The following is a 15,275-nucleotide window of genomic DNA, read 5'->3' as shown; positions in this document are numbered from 1 at the left end:
AGCAACGACGACCCGGCACCTCCTCGCCGGACCGACGAAGGGACCCGACCATGACCAGCCCGAACCCCAACTTCAGTGCTCCCGTCCCCGGTGGGCAGGGATTCGTTCCCGGGGCGCCGGTGAGCAAGACCAAGTGGATCGTCCAGCTGGTCGTCTGCGCCGTCACCACCGTGCTGTGCAGTCCGCTGCAGCTCGTCTCCACGATCATCGCGATCGTCGGCCTCGTGAAGGCGGGGTCGGACGTCGAGAGCGCGAACAAGCTCTACAAGGTGACCTGGATCGTCTACGCGATCATCTGGGTCATCGCGATCATCGTCTGGGTCATCCTCATCGCGACGGGCGCGCTGGGCGCCATCCTGGACAGCTCGTCCACGTCGTACTGAAGTTCTCGTCGCGCCCCGTGAGCGTCGGCTCACGGGCACCGCATGAAGGAGGCCCGGACCGTACGGTCCGGGCCTCCTTCATGCGGTGACGGTGTCAGCCGTCCTGGCGGGTCTCCGTGAGGTCGCCCGACCACTCGACGTGGTAGGTGCCCTCGTCGTCCACGCGCTTGTAGGTGTGGGCGCCGAAGTAGTCGCGCTGCGCCTGCACCAGGGCGGCGGGCAGGCGCTCGGCGCGCACCGCGTCGTAGTACGCGAGCGAGGAGGCGAACACCGGGGCCGGGAAGCCGTTGGCGGCGGCATAGGCGACCACGCGGCGCCACGCGGGCACGCACTTGGTGATCTCCTCGGTGAAGTACGGGTCCGCCAGCAGCAGCTTCAGGCTGCGCTCGCGGTCGTACGCCTCGGTGATGCGGTTGAGGAACTTGGCGCGGATGATGCAGCCGCCGCGCCAGATCTTCGCCATGTCGCCGAGCTTGATGTCCCAGTCGTAGGTCTCGGCGCCCTTGGCGATCTCCTCGAAGCCCTGCGAGTAGGCGACGAGCTTGGAGGCGTAGAGCGCCTTCTGCAGGTCGTCGATGAACTGGGCCTTGTCGGCGATCTCCTCGTCGAGGGTCTCGCCCTTGAGGGTCGCGCGGGCGGCCTCGCGCTCGGCGGCGTCGCCGGAGATGGAGCGCGCGAAGGTGGCCTCGGCGATGCCGGTGACCGGGACGCCCAGGTCGAGGGCGGTCTGCACGGTCCAGGCGCCCGTGCCCTTCTGGGCGGCCTGGTCGAGGATGACGTCCACGAAAGCCTGGCCGGTGCGCGAGTCCTTGTGCTTGAGGACGATCGCGGTGATCTCGATGAGGAAGGACTCGAGGTCGCCCTTGTTCCACTCGGCGAAGACGTCGCCGATGGCGTCGGCGTCCATGCCCAGCGCGCGCTTCATGAGGTCGTAGGCCTCGGAGATGACCTGCATGTCGGCGTACTCGATGCCGTTGTGGACCATCTTCACGAAGTGGCCGGCGCCGTCCGCGCCGACGTGCGTGCAGCACGGGACGCCGTCGACGTGCGCGGAGATCTTCTCGAACATCGGGCCGAGTCGGTCGTAGGACTCGACGGTGCCGCCGGGCATGATCGACGGGCCGTTGAGCGCGCCCTCCTCGCCGCCGGAGACGCCCGCGCCCACGAAGTGCAGACCCTTCTCGCGCAGCGCGTGCTCCCGACGACGGGTGTCGGTGAACAGCGCGTTGCCGCAGTCCACGATGATGTCGCCCTCGTCCATGTACTGGGAGAGCTCGTCGATGACGGCGTCGGTGGGGCCGCCGGCCTTCACCATGATGATCGCCACGCGCGGCTTCTGCAGGGAGTTGACGAAGTCCTCGGTGGACTCGGAGGGGAAGAACTCGCCCTCGTCCTTGTAGTTGTCGTACACGGTCTCGGTCTTGGCGACCGAGCGGTTGTGGATCGCGACCTTGAAGCCGTTGCGCGCGAGGTTGCGGGCGAGGTTGGACCCCATCACCGCCATGCCGGTCACGCCGATGTCGGCGACGTTCGCGGGCGAAGGTTCGAAGCTGGCCATGGATGTGCTCCTTGCATCGAGTGCGGGCTGCCGGCGTGCGGCAGGACCGCGCGTCCGGGGGCGGCGCGAAACGGTCCCCGGGCATGACCCGAGGGCACCTGCGCCTGCCGTCGCGCCCATTGTAAGGACGCCTCGCGTCCGCTGCGGTGCCGTGCCAGGGCTTGCCGTGACCGGCGGCACGCGCCGTGCCGACCTCCGTCTGCCCCTCCGACCGACGAACGAGGGGCGACGATCACGCGGCTACCCGGTAGCGTCGTGCCTGCACGACGAGACCGGACGACCCCGGACGACCCTGGACGACGACCCCCGACCCCCATGTCGCGGAGAGCGATCGGCCACCGGTCGGCCCCGCAGCACCGAGGAGAAGCACCGCCATGAGCAGCATCCCCCCGTACCCCGGCAGCGACAGCGCCGGCCGCCCCGAGGACGGCAGCAGCGCGAACCCGAGCGCCTGGAGCGCCCCGCAGCAGGCGCAGGGCTCCCCCGCGCAGTACGGCCAGGCCTCGCCCTACGGCCAGCCCGGTCAGCAGGACCCGCAGGGTCAGCCGGGTCAGCCCGGCACGCAGGACCAGCCCGGTCAGCAGTTCCCGGCGGGCCCGCAGACGCAGCCCGCCGCCGCGTCCGACCCCGCCCCGGGCACCGACCTGGGGTCTGATCTCGGATCCTCGGTCAGCTGGATGTGGTCGGCGTTCGCGCGCAACGTCGCCGCTTTCCTCGTGCCGGCGATCATCTGGTCCGTGGCGGTGTTTGTCATCGTCGGCGTTGCGGTGACGATCGCGATCATCGTGATGTTCGGGATGATGCAGGACGCCCCGACCTCCTCCGACGAGGTGCCGGTGGGGGCGATGGTCGCCCTGTACGGCATCACCCTCGCGTCCGTTCCCTTCGCGTGGATCATCGCGCTGCTCTGGCAGTCGGGCGCCGTCCGGGCGGCGGAGACCGTCCGCACCGGAGGCAGGCCCGTCCTCGGCAGGTCCTTCGTCGGCCCCGGCCGCGTCATCCTCACTGCACTGCTGGTCGGGATCATGGTCGGGATCGGCACGCTCATCCTGGTGATCCCCGGCCTGGTCCTCGGCGTGTTCAGCTTCTACGCGCTCCCGGCGGCCGCGCGCGGCGCGAGCCCCGTGCAGGCGATCAAGGAGAGCTTCTCGCTGGTGAAGAACAACTTCGGGCTGACCGTGCTCGCCTACGTGATCACGATGGCGGCCTCGAGCATCGCCGGCTCGATCGTCATCGGCTCAATCCTCCTGCTCCCGCTGCTCGTGCTCTTCCAGTTCGGCCTCTACGAGCGCGTGAACGGCCGTCGGCTCACGGAGCCGGTGCGGGCATGACGGCCCAGCCCCCTCCCCCGCAGGATCCGAGCCCGCAGGGTCCGGACCCGCAGTTCCCGCAGCACCCGCAGACACCGGGCGGGTCGGCGCCGCGCGGCGACCTCGGCGCCGACCTCGGCGCGGCGCTGACGTTCATGGGCACCGGCGTCGTGCGGAACTGGCGCTCGCTGGTGCTCCCCGCCGTGATCTACGGAGCGATCGCGCTGGCGTTGGACATCCTCTCCGCCCTCGCGGGCGACGACGACTCCACGGGGCTGCTCGGGCTCCAGGGCGTCGCCGACGTGGTCCCCGACTGGATCCCGATCGCGCTCGCTCCCGCACAGCTGCTGCTGGCCGTCGCATATCTCGTGATCCAGCTCCTGTGGACCGCGGGGACCCTGCGCTTCGGCGTCGACGTGCTGCGCGGGGATCGCCAGGAGCCCGCGCGCTACTTCGCGGGCGACGGCCGCGTCATCCTCACGATCATCATCTGCGGCGTGCTCACCGCCGTCGGCTTCGTGCTGTGCGTGATCCCGGGGCTGGTCGCCATGGTCCTGCTCCTGTTCGCGCCGGCCGCCACTGCGCGGGGCACCGAGGTCGCGATCGGCGACGGCTCCCGCGCCGCGAGCGCACGCCTGGGCACCACGATCCTCGCGTGCCTCCTGGTCATTGTCGCGTCCTCGCTCGGCACCTGGCTGAACGTGCTGGACATCGTGATCACGCCGTTCACCTCGCTGTTCCTGCTGGGCCTGTTCGAGCGGATCCAGGGACGCGCGCTCCCGCGCTGAGACATCCGAGCCGTCGGCCCGGCGGCGAGGGGCGAAGGGCCAGGGGCGAAGGGCGAGATCCCGGCTGCTCGGCCCGCCGCTCGAGCACGTGAGACGTCCGACGGCACCCGCTCGGCGACCGCGCACCCGGCGTACCCTCGCTCGGGTGACCGACGGCCCTCTCATCGTCCAGAGCGACAAGTCCCTCCTGCTGGAGGTCGACCATCCCTCCGCGGCGCTCGCCCGCGCGGCGATCGCGCCCTTCGCGGAGCTCGAGCGCGCACCCGAGCACATCCACACCTACCGGATCACCGACCTGGGCCTGTGGAACGCGCGCGCCGCCGGGTACGACGCGGAGACCGTGGTCGCCGCGCTCGTGGACCATTCCCGCTACCCCGTCCCGCATGCGCTGCTCGTGGACGTCGCGGACACCATGGACCGCTACGGCCGGCTGCAGCTGCAGGTCGATCCCGCGCACGGCCTGGTGCTGCGCGCCCTGGACCGCGCCGTGCTCACCGAGGTCTCCCGCTCGAAGCGGGTCGCGGGGATGCTCGGCGCCCGCATCGACGAGGACACGATCGCCGTCCACCCGTCCGAGCGCGGCGCGCTCAAGCAGGCGCTGCTGCGACTGGGCTGGCCCGCCGAGGACCTCGCCGGGTACGTCGACGGCGAGTCCCATCCGATCTCGCTGGTCGAGGACGGCTGGACCCTGCGCCCCTACCAGCGCGAGGCCGTCGACGCCTTCGTCGAGGGCGGCAGCGGGGTCGCGGTGCTCCCCTGCGGCGCCGGCAAGACCCTCGTCGGCGCCGGGGCGATGGCCGCGATGGGCCGCACCACCCTGATCCTGGTGACCTCGACCGTCTCCGCCCGTCAGTGGAAGGCCGAGCTGCTGCGGCGCACCTCGCTCACCGAGGAGGAGATCGGCGAGTACTCGGGCGCCTCCAAGGAGATCCGCCCCGTCACCATCGCCACATACCAGGTGCTCACGATGAAGCGGAAGGGGGTGCACCCGCACCTCGAGCTGGTGAGCGCCCGCGACTGGGGCCTCATCGTGTACGACGAGGTGCACCTGCTGCCCGCGCCCGTGTTCCGGATGACCGCCGATCTCCAGGCCCGTCGGCGTCTGGGCCTGACGGCGACGCTGGTGCGGGAGGACGGCCGCGAGGGCGAGGTGTTCTCCCTCATCGGCCCCAAGCGCTACGACGCCCCCTGGAAGGACATCGAGGCCCAGGGCTACATCGCCCCGGCCGTGTGCACCGAGGTGCGTGTGAGCATGACCCGCGAGGAGCGCATGCTGCATGCGGGGGCCGAGGCCGACGACCGCCACCGCCTCGCCGCCGCCCATCCCGGCAAGCTCGACGTCGTCGAGCGCCTCGCCGCCCGCCACGCCGGCGAGGGGCTGCTCGTGATCGGCCAGTACCTCGACCAGCTCGAGGAGATCGCCGAGCGCCTGGACTGCGATCTCATCACCGGGAAGACGCCCGTGAGCAAGCGCCAGGAGCTCTTCGACGCCTTCCGCGAGGGCCGGATCGACCGGCTCGTGGTCTCTAAGGTCGCGAACTTCTCCATCGACCTCCCCGAGGCGAGCGTCGCGGTCCAGGTCTCCGGCGCCTTCGGCTCCCGCCAGGAGGAGGCCCAGCGGCTCGGGCGTCTGCTGCGCCCCAAGGCCGACGGGCGGGAGGCGCACTTCTACACCGTGGTCACGCGCGACACCCAGGACCAGGAGTTCGCCGCGCACCGCCAGCGCTTCCTCGCCGAACAGGGCTACGCGTACTCGATCCTGGACGCCGAGGACCTTCCCGTCGGCTGACACCGCGCGGGACACTCCGCGTGACACCTCGCGCTGCGCCACGCGGGTCCGAGGCCGGAAGGGACGCGGTGACTACAGTGGAAGCTGTCCCGTGCGGCCCCGTGCCGCGCTCGTCCCCGTCTTCCCCGAGGAGCCCGCGATGACCTCCCCCGACGACTCCACCCCCACCACCCCGCGCGACCCGCGCCCCAGCGAGGCCCCCGAGAGCCCCGTCGGCGGCACGACCGGCCGCACGACCGGCGGCCTCGACGCCCCCACCACGCCGGAGACCACTCGCGAGGCCGACGGGAAGGCCCCGGGCGGGAAGGGCGCCGCCTCCGGACGCACCGGCACGACGCCCCGCGAGCAGGTCGCGGACGTCCCGGCGTCCGGCAAGCGCACGGCGGGCGTCTGGATCGCCCTCGTGCTGGGCGCCATCGTGCTGATCCTGCTGCTCGTGTTCATCCTGCAGAACAACCACCCGGCGAACTTCCACTACTTCACCGCCGACTTCTCGTTGCCGCTGGGCGTCGCCATGCTGCTCGCGGCGATCGCCGGCGCCCTGGTGATGGCGCTGGTCGGCTCCGTGCGCATGTTCCAGCAGAGCCGCACCATCAAGAAGCTCCGCAAGCAGCAGGGCAAGATCCAGAGCATGCTGGACCGCTGAGCCGACCGCACGTCGTCGGCCCTGGAGTCGGCCCGGCAGTCAGCCCGGGAGTCAGCCCGGCCGTCGACCCGACCGTCGGCCCGGATACCGGGAACGCAGCCGGGATCGTGTCCGGGATCTCCTGGGAAACCGACCTGGACGTGCGCTGTGCACAGCGCACGTCCAGGGAACTCCCACCCGTGCGGTTCACGGTGGTGCCATGACCACAGACCAGGATCAGAACTTCGAGGCCCGTCTCCTCGTCGTGGACGACGAGCCGAACATCCGCGACCTGCTCGCCACCTCGCTGCGCTTCGCGGGCTTCGAGGTCTTCACCGCCTCGACCGGCAACGAGGCCATCCGCGAGGCCACCGAGCACCAGCCGGACCTGGTGGTGCTGGACGTCATGCTCCCCGACATGGACGGCTTCACCGTCACCCGGCGCCTGCGCGACCGCGGGGAGCAGTACCCGATCCTCTTCCTCACCGCGAAGGACGACACCAAGGACAAGGTGCAGGGCCTCACGGTGGGCGGCGACGACTACGTCACCAAGCCCTTCAGCCTCGAGGAGGTCGTCGCGCGGATCCGCGCCGTGCTGCGCCGCACGCACGGCGGCGCCGAGGACACCGTCGAGAGCGCGCTGGTCGTGGGCGATCTGAGCCTCGACGAGGACTCGCACGAGGTCTACCGCGGCGACATCGCCATCGACCTCTCCCCCACCGAGTTCAAGCTGCTGCGCTACCTCATGCTCAACGCCGGCCGAGTCGTCTCCAAGACGCAGATCCTCGACCACGTGTGGGACTACGACTGGTCCGGCGAGGTCGGCATCGTCGAGTCCTACATCTCCTACCTGCGCCGCAAGATCGACGTGATCGGCGAGCCGATGATCCACACCAAGCGCGGCATCGGCTACGTGCTGCGCTCTGCCGAGGGCCGCTGATCCGCTCCCCGTGTCCTTCCCGACCCTGAACGCCCAGCGGCCCGTGTCCCTGTGGACACGGCTGGTCACGCTGATCTCGCTCGTGCTGGTGCTGGGCACGCTGCTGACGGGCGCGCTGTCGCTCACGCTGCTGCACCGCACCCTCATGCAGTCCAAGGACAGCGAGCTGCGCACGGGCATGCAGGGCATCGTGAGCGTCGCCGCTGCGGGTCTCGACGACTCCAGCGAGTCCGACGGGACCGGGGACTCCGACGGCTCCGACACCGAGGACCACCACGCCTCGTACGCCCCGGTGGACTTCGTGGTCGCCGTCCACGACGACGACGGCAAGCAGATCTACCGCAACGACAACTACCACGACGACAGCTCCGTGGACCTCACCTTCCCCGCCTGGACCGTCGCGCAGGTGAAGCAGCAGGGCGGGCAGCCGTTCACCATGATCGACACCGACGGCAACCGCTGGCGGGTCCGGGCGATGGTCGACGGCGACACGGGCGGCGGCAGCGTCTTCGTGGCCCTGCCCCTGGACAGCGTGGACCGCACGATGCGGGAGATGGCGCTGGTCATCGTGCTGGTGGGAACGTTCGTGGTGCTCGTGGGCATGGGCGCCGGCGGGTACATGGCACACCGCGCGCTCGAGCCGCTGCGCGATGTCGAGGAGGTCGCCTCCCAGATCGTCGCCGGCGACCTCTCGCGCCGCGTGCCGGTGACGGACACCAGCCAGGAGGTCAACGCCCTCGCGGTCTCCCTCAACGAGATGCTCGTGCGCCTCGAGCAGTCGTTCATCGCGCAGGCCGACAGCGAGGAGAAGGCGACGGCGTCCGAGGCCCGCATGCGGCGCTTCGTGGGCGACGCCTCCCATGAGCTGCGCACGCCGCTGGCCGCGATCCGCGGCTTCGGCGAGCTCTACCGGATGGGGGCGCTCAGCGGCGAGGAGAACGTGGCCTCGGCGATGCGCCGCATCGAGGACGAGGCCCGCCGCATGGGCTCCCTCGTGGAGAACCTGCTGCGCCTGGCCCGGCTGGACGAGAACCCCGAGATGGACCTCGAGCCGCTGGACGTCACCGACGCGGTCTTCGACGTCGCCCAGGACCTGCGGGCCCTGGACCCGACCCGCCAGGTCATGGTGGTCTCGCTCTCCGGCACACCGCTGTCGGTGAGCCCGCACATCCCCGTGGGCGTGCAGGGCGACGAGCCCTCGCTGCGCCAGGTGCTGCTGAACCTCGTGGGCAACACCAACCGCCACACGCCCAAGGGGTCTCCCGTGGAGATCGCCGTGGGCCGCGAGGACGGTGGCACCGTCGCGATCGAGGTGCGCGACCACGGCGAGGGCATCTCCGAGGACCAGCGCGAGAAGGTCTTCGAGCGCTTCTACCGCACGGACGTCTCCCGCCAGCGCTCGGCGGCGCAGGGCGGCGGCGCGGGGCTGGGCCTATCGATCGCCGCGACGATCGTCCAGCAGCACCACGGCTCGATCCGCGTGCTCGAGACCCCCGGCGGCGGCGCCACCTTCCGGGTCGAGCTGCAGGCCGCGGACCTCACGGCCGACCAGGTGGTCGAGCCCGATCAGACCAGCACGATCACCGGTGACGGGCCCGCGGGGGCCGACGGGCGGGGCTGACCGGCCCTCTCAGGCGCCCGGCCATTCGGGTGCATCGAGCACCTGCCCCACGAAGGTGTGCCCGGTCAGCTGCTGCGAGAGCACGTTCGCGCGGGCGAGGAACTCGCGGGCCGCGACGCGTCCGAGCTCGTCGTGCGCCTCGACGCGCACCTGACCGCAGGCGTCGTCGCTGCCGAGCCGGAAGGCGCCCTCGGGCGCCTCGCCGACAGGAGGCAGCGGGTCCACGTGCCCCTCGAGGCCCAGCACCAGATCGTGCGGGACCTCGTCGGGCCCGAGCCCCAGCGCCGCGGCGGCGCGGGCCGTGCGCTCTCGCCGCGCCTGCGCGCGCCGGGCACCGGGCACCCGCAGACCGCTCGCGAGCAGACGGCGCGTGAGCTCCTTGTTGCCCACGAACTCGACCCCCGCGGCCTCGAGCCCGGGCCGGGCCTGCTCGGGCCAGTCGTAGTGGTCGAGGTCGAAGGACCGCGGGTGCAGGCCGGAGCGGGCCGCCGTCTCGTGCAGCTCGGTGAGCGAGGCGTCGGAGACCAGGTGGCCCCAGAGCGTGCCGTGGCGCTCCCAGCGCGGGGTGTCGGCGAGGACGGTCATCGCGACATCACCGCGAGGAGGACATGCCCTGGGCGGGTGCGTCCGTCACGGGTTCGGGCCGCGTCGGCGTGCTCTGGTGGTGGCGCAGCAGCCAGGTCCCGTCGACCCGCACCCACAGCGAGGAGCGCCGCTGGGTGCCGCGGGCGTCGGAGGTGACGAAGCGCAGCAGCACGACGCCGTCGGAGACCACCTCGGCGATGAACTCGCGCGCGCGCAGACCCGGCACCGGGGCGAGGACGGCCAGCACCTGCTCGCGATCGTAGGCGCGGCCCGAGGTGCCGATCTCCGTGAAATCGGGGTGCAGCAGCTCGGCCGCGCGCTCGGGGTTCTTGCGCAGGAGATCGCTGAGCAGCACCTGCTCGCGGGCGACGATCTCCTCGAAGGGGGCCGAATCCGGATCGGCGGAGGACCGGGCCGACGGGCCATCACTGCCCTGTGCGTCGTCGGCCCCCGCAGCGGAGCGCTCGGGGCCGGCGCTGTCGGCGTCGAAGAGACTGAACAGATCGTCGGCCGGAGAGGCGGCCGGAGCGGCGCCCGCAGAGGCGGCCGACGCGGAGTCGGCACCGGGATCCGCAGGTGCCGAGCTGTCCGGGGTCAGGCACAGTCGCGGAGCGGGCGCAGATCCCGTGGATCCTGTGGCCCCTGAAGACCCCGTCGCACGTCCTCCATCGCCGGATCCCCCGGAGGCGCGGTAGCCGGGGCCGACCTCGGGGTCCTGCTTCTTGGAGAAGGCGACCGCGGCGCCGTTCGCGCGGCGGTCCGCGGCCTCGTTCATGCGGTGGCCGGCATGGCCCTTGACCCACTCGAACTCGACGCTGCGGCCGGCGAGCGCCCGGTCGATCGCCTTGAGGAGATCCACGTTCATGACGGGCTTGCCGTCCTTCTTGCGCCAGCCCTTGCGCTTCCAGCCGGGCATCCACTTCGTCACAGAGTTGATGACGTACTGGCTGTCGCACAGCACGTGAAGGTGCTGGTCGGCGTCCACCGCGGTCGCCTCGAGCAGATCGAGGACGGCCTTGAGCTCCCCCATGTTGTTCGTCCCGTGCGGCCACCCGCCGGCCCGCCAGGTCTGATCGTCGATGTACCAGGCCCAGCCCGCCGGGCCTGGGTTTCCGAGCGCAGACCCGTCGGCCGCAGCGGTGATCGTCATGGCCCAATCGTTCCACAGCCCGGAGCAGGGCCGATCCCCGATCGACGCGGAGAGTTGGTCACGCGGGGGTGTTCTCGGTTACCCCGCGGGCGCCCGGGAAGAGTACGGTGACCGGTCGTCGGGGCGCGTCCATGCTCCGCGAACAAGGAGCATCCATGTCCTCGACCTCTGAGTCGACGCGCGCGACGGCCGCGCCCTCGGTCCGCGAGCTCACGCTGCGCGGCGTGATCCTCGGCGGGATCATCACCCTCGTCTTCACCGCGGCGAACGTCTACCTGGGCCTGAAGTCCGGACTGACGTTCGCGACCTCGATCCCCGCCGCGGTGATCTCCATGGCCGTGCTGCGGTTCTTCCGACGCCACAGCGTCGTCGAGAACAACATCGTGCAGACCATCGCGTCCTCCGCGGGCACGCTCTCGGCGATCATCTTCGTGCTGCCGGGCCTCGTGGTCATCGGCTGGTGGAGCGGCTTCCCGTACTGGACCACCGTCGCGCTGTGCGCCGTGGGCGGCCTGCTGGGCGTCATGTACTCGATCCCGCTGCGCCGCGCCCTGGTGACCGGGTCCGACCTCCCCTACCCCGAGGGCGTCGCCGGCGCCGAGGTGCTCAAGGTCGGCGATGCCGAGGGCGGCGCCGAGGAGAACCGGCGCGGCCTGCGCGCGATCCTGCTGGGCGGCATCACGTCGGCCGCATTCGCCCTGGTCGCTGCGCTCCAGGCGATCAGCAACTCGGTCACGGCGGCCTTCCGCATCGGTGCGGGCGGCACCATGATCGGCACGAGCCTGTCCTTCGCGCTCGTCGGCGTCGGCCACCTCGTCGGCATTACCGTCGGCATCGCCATGCTCGTGGGCCTCGTCGTCTCCTACGGCGTGCTGCTGCCCATCATGTCGAGCGGCCAGCTGCCCGCCACCGGCGCGATCGCCGACGCCGTGGACACCGTCTTCTCGGGCGACGTGCGCTTCGTGGGCGCCGGCGCGATCGCGATCGCCGCAATCTGGACGCTCGTGCGGATCGCGCGCCCCATCATGGGCGGGATCCGCGGCTCGCTCGCCTCGACGATCACCCGCCGCGGCGGCGGCAGCGTCGAGAAGACAGAGCGCGACCTGCCCTTCACCCTGGTCGCCGTGATCACGGTGGTCTCGATGATCCCGATCGGGATCATGCTGTGGCTGTTCGTGAAGGACACCGCGCTCGTGCACAGCGCCGGCGGCCTGATCGCCGTCTGCATCCTCTACGTGCTGATCGCCGGCCTGCTCGTCGCCTCCGTGTGCGGATACATGGCCGGACTCATCGGATCCTCGAACTCGCCGATCTCCGGCGTGGGCATCCTGGTCGCGATCACCGCGGCGCTCGTCATCAAGCTCGTGCACGGCTCCGACCCCTCGCAGACCGCGGCACTGGTCGCCTTCACCCTGTTCACGACCGCGATCGTGTTCGGCATCGCGACGATCTCGAACGACAACCTCCAGGACCTCAAGACCGGCCAGCTCGTCGGCTCCACCCCCTGGAAGCAGCAGGTCGCGCTCGTGATCGGCGTGGGCTTCGGCTCGCTGATCATCCCGCCGGTGCTGGGGCTCATGTCCACGGCCTTCGGCTTCCAGGGCGCGCCCGGCGCGGGCCCCGACGCCCTGGCCGCTCCGCAGGCCACGCTCATCGCGTCGCTGGTCAAGGGCATCTTCGGCGGGGACCTCGACTGGGGTCTGATCGGCATGGGCGCTCTCATAGGCCTGGTCGCGATCATCATCGACGAGATCCTCAGGGCCCGCAGCTCGCGCCTCGCGCTGCCGCCGCTGGGCGTCGGCATGGGGATGTACCTGCCGATGAGCACGACCCTGCTCATCGTGGTCGGCGCCGTGATCGGCCTGTTCTACGGGCGCTGGGCCAAGCGCTCGAAGCGTCCCGAGCTCGCCGGGCGTCTGGGCACCCTGCTCGCGACCGGCATGATCGTGGGCGAGAGCCTGTTCGGCGTGGTCTTCGCGGGCATCGTCGCCGCGACGGGGAAGGATGCCCCGCTCGCGATCGTCGGCGACGGCTTCGCGACCCCGGCGATGATCCTCGGCGTCATCGTGTTCGTGATCGCCACCGCGGCGCTCTACCGCACCGTGGGCCGCAGCGCCGGACGGGAGATCGTCGAGAAGTGAGGGCGGGCCCGGTCGGGCCGGCCGCATGGGTTGGGCCGACGGGATCAGGCGGTGCGTTCTCCAGCGTCGACGCGGCGCTTCCGCGGGCGCGAGGGCGCTGAGCCCCCGTCCTGCGAATCCGGTTCACGGATCCACTGGCGCACGCCGCGGCGGAGCACGAACGCCCCGATCAGTGCGATCACGCAGGAGACGATCACTCCGATCCAGGTCGCCGCGGCTGCGGCGACGGGCGCCGATGCGACGGCGAGGCTCAGCGGGAGCACGACGACCATCGAGATGAGCGAGATGATCATGGCCGCTCCGATGTAGGTGAGGATGCTGAGCACGAACATCGAGATGCCCGGCCTGCGCGTCGTGCACTCCCGTCCCAGAACGATCGCCGCGAGCACGAGTATCGCGCAGGATCCAGCGATGCTCGCGACCAGTGAGCCCACGAGGCTCCAGCCCGTCGGGACGGCGTCATCCATCATCGGCGTGTGCCCGCTCAGGACCGTGAGCGCGGTCCCCGCGGCGGAGACGAACACCATCAGGGCGGATTCGAGGGCGACGAGCGCGACGCGGCCGTGGACGCGGTCGGCGCGGGACATCCCCAGGCTCGCCCACAGCTCGGTGCGGGAAGCCGTGTCCTGGCGGCCGTAGCGGTACCAGGCCAGCACTCCCCACACGGGCGCGATGCTCGCCATTGCATCGGTGACGGTCACCGCCAGGACGAGCGCGATCACGGACAGGATCACCGTGCCGGCGAAGGTCTCGGAGTTCAGTCGCATGTCCGCCGCCAGGGCGCGGCGCCATGCGGAGGTGCGGGCCGGACCGTCGCCCTGCACGGGTCGAGAAGGTCGCGCACCGTGTGCGGGTGCTGCCTCGTGTGCGGTCATGCCGTCCCCTCCTTCGTCGTGCGGTGCGTGCGTGCTCTCGACGCCGCCGCCCGCAGCGGATACGTGACCAGGTCGCTCAGCTCGGGCCGATGCAGCTGGGTCTCGGTGTCGAGCCCGACGGCCTCCTCGGCGGCGATCAGCGCCCAGGTGGTCCCGCTGATCTCCTCCGGGCCGATGAGCCCGGGCATGTCGCTCCCCTGGGTCGTGGGCGCGGGAGCTCCCAGCACCAGGAAGTCGTCCTTCAGGTCCTCGACGGATCCTTCGAGCACTGCGACGCCGTCGGCCATGACCACGAGGTGGTCGATGAAGCGGTCCATGCCGTCCAGGTCGTGCGTGCTCAGCAGCAGGGAGCGCCGCTCCCGCGCCAGGAGGTCGCGCAGGATGTCCACCAGGCGCTCCCTCGCGAGGGGATCCAGACGCGCGAGCGGCTCGTCGAGGATCAGCAGCCGAGGATCCTGCGCGAGGGCCGCGCTCACGCCGAAGAGCGCCGCCTGCCCGTCGGACAGGTCCTGCAGACGGCGGTCCATCGGGACGCCGAAGGACCGCAGCCGGCGGCCGAAGTCCCGCACCGAGAAGCCGGGGATCGCCGCCCGGCGCAGGCGCGCCACGTGGTGGGCGGTCCAGTGCTCCGGGTAGCCGTGCGGATCAGGCACCGACGCGAGCCCCTCGGGCGGGGCCGTCCGCGCCGCGCCCTGCTCGATCCCGAGCACCTCGATCCGACCGGAGGTCGCACGGATGGCGCCCTCGATCGCCCGAAGTGCCGTGGTCTTGCCCGCTCCGTTCGCCCCGACCAGGCCCGTGACCTGGCCGGCGGGAGCCGTGAACGTCAGCCCGCGCAGCGCGCGGATGGGATCGCCGTACGACTTCTCCGGGCTGGGGATGCTCACGCCGAGACCGCGGACGGCGACGGCGGGGGCCGATGCCCCCTCGTCTTCCGCGCCGACCTGCGTCTCCGTGCGGTCCGAATCAGCGGGCACGGACGGCGTGCGGCCCGGTCCTGTGAGGCCCGATCCTGTGCGGCTCGGTCCTGGGCGCCTCGGGCTCATCGTTCCTCCTCGATACGTCGGCCGAGCATCGTGCGCAGCATCGCGTCGTCGATCCCGCCCGAGCGCGCCGCGTCGACCGCCTCGCCGAGCGACCGCTCGATGCGGTCCAGTGCGCGTGCGCGCAGCTCGTCGGGGTCCTGGGCGCGTACGAACACGCCCTTGCCGCGGACCGAGTCGGCGAGGCCGTCGGCCACGAGCTCGTTGTAGGCGCGGGTGGTGGTGATGACGCTGACCCGCAGGTCGCGAGCGAGCGTGCGGATCGAGGGCAGGGCCTCGCCGCTCGCGAGCTCGCCGCTGAGGATCGCGGCGGCGAGCGCGGCGCGGATCTGCTCGTAGATCGGATCGGAGGATCCCGGATCGATGTGCAGCTGCATCCTGCTCGCCCCCTCCCCTGCTCCGGCGGTGCCGCGTGTGCTTACTGTCTATATGCGCTATAGACAGTAAGCACGGTCTTCGGTCGCGTC

Annotated in this window: 14 protein-coding genes; 8 read left to right on the top strand and 6 right to left on the bottom strand. The window is 71.3% G+C overall.

Annotated features, from left to right (window positions below; genetic code table 11):
• Nucleotides 1–50: 50 nt before the first annotated feature.
• Nucleotides 51–383, top strand: coding sequence for a hypothetical protein (locus Bra3105_RS15040; RefSeq protein WP_200503461.1), 333 nt, complete (start codon nucleotides 51–53; stop codon nucleotides 381–383).
• A 94-nt stretch (nucleotides 384–477) separates the two neighbouring features.
• Here the strand turns inward: Bra3105_RS15040 and gndA are convergent, their stop codons facing one another.
• A complete protein-coding gene (gene gndA, locus Bra3105_RS15035; protein ID WP_228357540.1) occupies nucleotides 478–1,941 on the bottom strand; it encodes an NADP-dependent phosphogluconate dehydrogenase in 1,464 nt (487 codons plus the stop codon).
• Nucleotides 1,942–2,315: 374 nt separating this feature from the next.
• Between gndA and Bra3105_RS15030 the strand changes: the two genes are divergently transcribed.
• The 6 genes from Bra3105_RS15030 to Bra3105_RS15005 all read left to right on the top strand — a co-directional run bounded on the left by Bra3105_RS15030 (nucleotide 2,316) and on the right by Bra3105_RS15005 (nucleotide 9,014).
• Entirely contained in the window at nucleotides 2,316–3,272 is a 957-nt protein-coding gene (locus tag Bra3105_RS15030) for a hypothetical protein (protein ID WP_228357539.1), read from the top strand.
• Nucleotides 3,269–4,039 carry a hypothetical protein gene (locus tag Bra3105_RS15025; RefSeq protein WP_200503458.1) on the top strand — a complete coding sequence of 257 codons (771 nt, stop codon included), beginning with the start codon at nucleotides 3,269–3,271 and terminating at the stop codon, nucleotides 4,037–4,039. The genes Bra3105_RS15030 and Bra3105_RS15025 overlap by 4 nt, the downstream gene beginning before the upstream one ends.
• 145 nt (nucleotides 4,040–4,184) lie before the next feature.
• Nucleotides 4,185–5,828, top strand: coding sequence for a DNA repair helicase XPB (locus Bra3105_RS15020; RefSeq protein WP_228357538.1), 1,644 nt, complete (start codon nucleotides 4,185–4,187; stop codon nucleotides 5,826–5,828).
• A 139-nt stretch (nucleotides 5,829–5,967) separates the two neighbouring features.
• A complete protein-coding gene (locus Bra3105_RS15015; protein WP_228357537.1) occupies nucleotides 5,968–6,474 on the top strand; it encodes a LapA family protein in 507 nt (168 codons plus the stop codon).
• 199 nt (nucleotides 6,475–6,673) lie between these two features.
• Nucleotides 6,674–7,393 carry a response regulator transcription factor gene (locus Bra3105_RS15010; protein ID WP_200503455.1) on the top strand — a complete coding sequence of 240 codons (720 nt, stop codon included), beginning with the start codon at nucleotides 6,674–6,676 and terminating at the stop codon, nucleotides 7,391–7,393.
• Nucleotides 7,394–7,403: 10 nt separating this feature from the next.
• Nucleotides 7,404–9,014: a sensor histidine kinase gene (locus tag Bra3105_RS15005; RefSeq protein ID WP_228357536.1), complete on the top strand. Its 1,611-nt coding sequence runs from the start codon at nucleotides 7,404–7,406 to the stop codon at nucleotides 9,012–9,014.
• Nucleotides 9,015–9,023: 9 nt separating this feature from the next.
• Here the strand turns inward: Bra3105_RS15005 and Bra3105_RS15000 are convergent, their stop codons facing one another.
• Together Bra3105_RS15000 and Bra3105_RS14995 are read right to left on the bottom strand one after the other, a co-directional pair.
• Nucleotides 9,024–9,599 carry a DUF4031 domain-containing protein gene (locus Bra3105_RS15000; RefSeq protein ID WP_228357535.1) on the bottom strand — a complete coding sequence of 192 codons (576 nt, stop codon included), beginning with the start codon at nucleotides 9,597–9,599 and terminating at the stop codon, nucleotides 9,024–9,026.
• 7 nt (nucleotides 9,600–9,606) lie between these two features.
• Nucleotides 9,607–10,749 (bottom strand): ribonuclease HI family protein, encoded by a 1,143-nt coding sequence (locus tag Bra3105_RS14995; protein ID WP_228357534.1) that lies wholly within the window; start codon nucleotides 10,747–10,749, stop codon nucleotides 9,607–9,609.
• Nucleotides 10,750–10,904: 155 nt separating this feature from the next.
• Between Bra3105_RS14995 and Bra3105_RS14990 the strand changes: the two genes are divergently transcribed.
• Nucleotides 10,905–12,890 carry an OPT family oligopeptide transporter gene (locus Bra3105_RS14990; protein WP_228357533.1) on the top strand — a complete coding sequence of 662 codons (1,986 nt, stop codon included), beginning with the start codon at nucleotides 10,905–10,907 and terminating at the stop codon, nucleotides 12,888–12,890.
• Between the two features lie 44 nt (nucleotides 12,891–12,934).
• Here Bra3105_RS14990 and Bra3105_RS14985 read toward each other — a convergent pair whose 3' ends face one another.
• The 3 genes from Bra3105_RS14985 to Bra3105_RS14975 form a co-directional block, all read right to left on the bottom strand.
• Nucleotides 12,935–13,765, bottom strand: coding sequence for a hypothetical protein (locus Bra3105_RS14985; protein ID WP_228357532.1), 831 nt, complete (start codon nucleotides 13,763–13,765; stop codon nucleotides 12,935–12,937).
• On the bottom strand, nucleotides 13,762–14,652 hold the full coding sequence (locus tag Bra3105_RS14980) for an AAA family ATPase (protein ID WP_228357531.1): 891 nt from the start codon (nucleotides 14,650–14,652) through the stop codon (nucleotides 13,762–13,764). The genes Bra3105_RS14985 and Bra3105_RS14980 overlap by 4 nt, the downstream gene beginning before the upstream one ends.
• A 155-nt stretch (nucleotides 14,653–14,807) precedes the next feature.
• The gene (locus Bra3105_RS14975) at nucleotides 14,808–15,185 is read right to left on the bottom strand and encodes a GntR family transcriptional regulator (protein WP_228357530.1); all 378 of its coding nucleotides are present in this window, start codon (nucleotides 15,183–15,185) and stop codon (nucleotides 14,808–14,810) included.
• Between the last annotated feature and the right edge of the window lie 90 nt (nucleotides 15,186–15,275).

It is taken from the genome of Brachybacterium halotolerans subsp. kimchii, assembly GCF_020792675.1.
In the GTDB taxonomy this organism is placed as follows: Bacteria; Actinomycetota; Actinomycetes; order Actinomycetales; family Dermabacteraceae; genus Brachybacterium; species Brachybacterium halotolerans.
The sequence above is the reverse complement of the archived record's forward strand: the minus strand, read 5'-3'. Positions and strand labels throughout refer to the sequence as shown.

Bases quoted from the DNA above. Each gene is read 5' to 3' on its own strand.
- Bra3105_RS14995 (WP_228357534.1), bottom strand. From the start codon at position 10,749: ATGACGATCACCGCTGCGGCCGACGGGTCTGCGCTCGGAAACCCAGGC.
- Bra3105_RS14975 (WP_228357530.1), bottom strand. From the start codon at position 15,185: ATGCAGCTGCACATCGATCCGGGATCCTCCGATCCGATCTACGAGCAG.
- Bra3105_RS15025 (WP_200503458.1), top strand. From the start codon at position 3,269: ATGACGGCCCAGCCCCCTCCCCCGCAGGATCCGAGCCCGCAGGGTCCG.
- Bra3105_RS15030 (WP_228357539.1), top strand. From the start codon at position 2,316: ATGAGCAGCATCCCCCCGTACCCCGGCAGCGACAGCGCCGGCCGCCCC.
- Bra3105_RS15000 (WP_228357535.1), bottom strand. From the start codon at position 9,599: ATGACCGTCCTCGCCGACACCCCGCGCTGGGAGCGCCACGGCACGCTC.
- Bra3105_RS15040 (WP_200503461.1), top strand. From the start codon at position 51: ATGACCAGCCCGAACCCCAACTTCAGTGCTCCCGTCCCCGGTGGGCAG.
- Bra3105_RS14985 (WP_228357532.1), bottom strand. From the start codon at position 13,765: ATGACCGCACACGAGGCAGCACCCGCACACGGTGCGCGACCTTCTCGA.
- Bra3105_RS15015 (WP_228357537.1), top strand. From the start codon at position 5,968: ATGACCTCCCCCGACGACTCCACCCCCACCACCCCGCGCGACCCGCGC.
- gndA (WP_228357540.1), bottom strand. From the start codon at position 1,941: ATGGCCAGCTTCGAACCTTCGCCCGCGAACGTCGCCGACATCGGCGTG.
- Bra3105_RS14990 (WP_228357533.1), top strand. From the start codon at position 10,905: ATGTCCTCGACCTCTGAGTCGACGCGCGCGACGGCCGCGCCCTCGGTC.
- Bra3105_RS15010 (WP_200503455.1), top strand. From the start codon at position 6,674: ATGACCACAGACCAGGATCAGAACTTCGAGGCCCGTCTCCTCGTCGTG.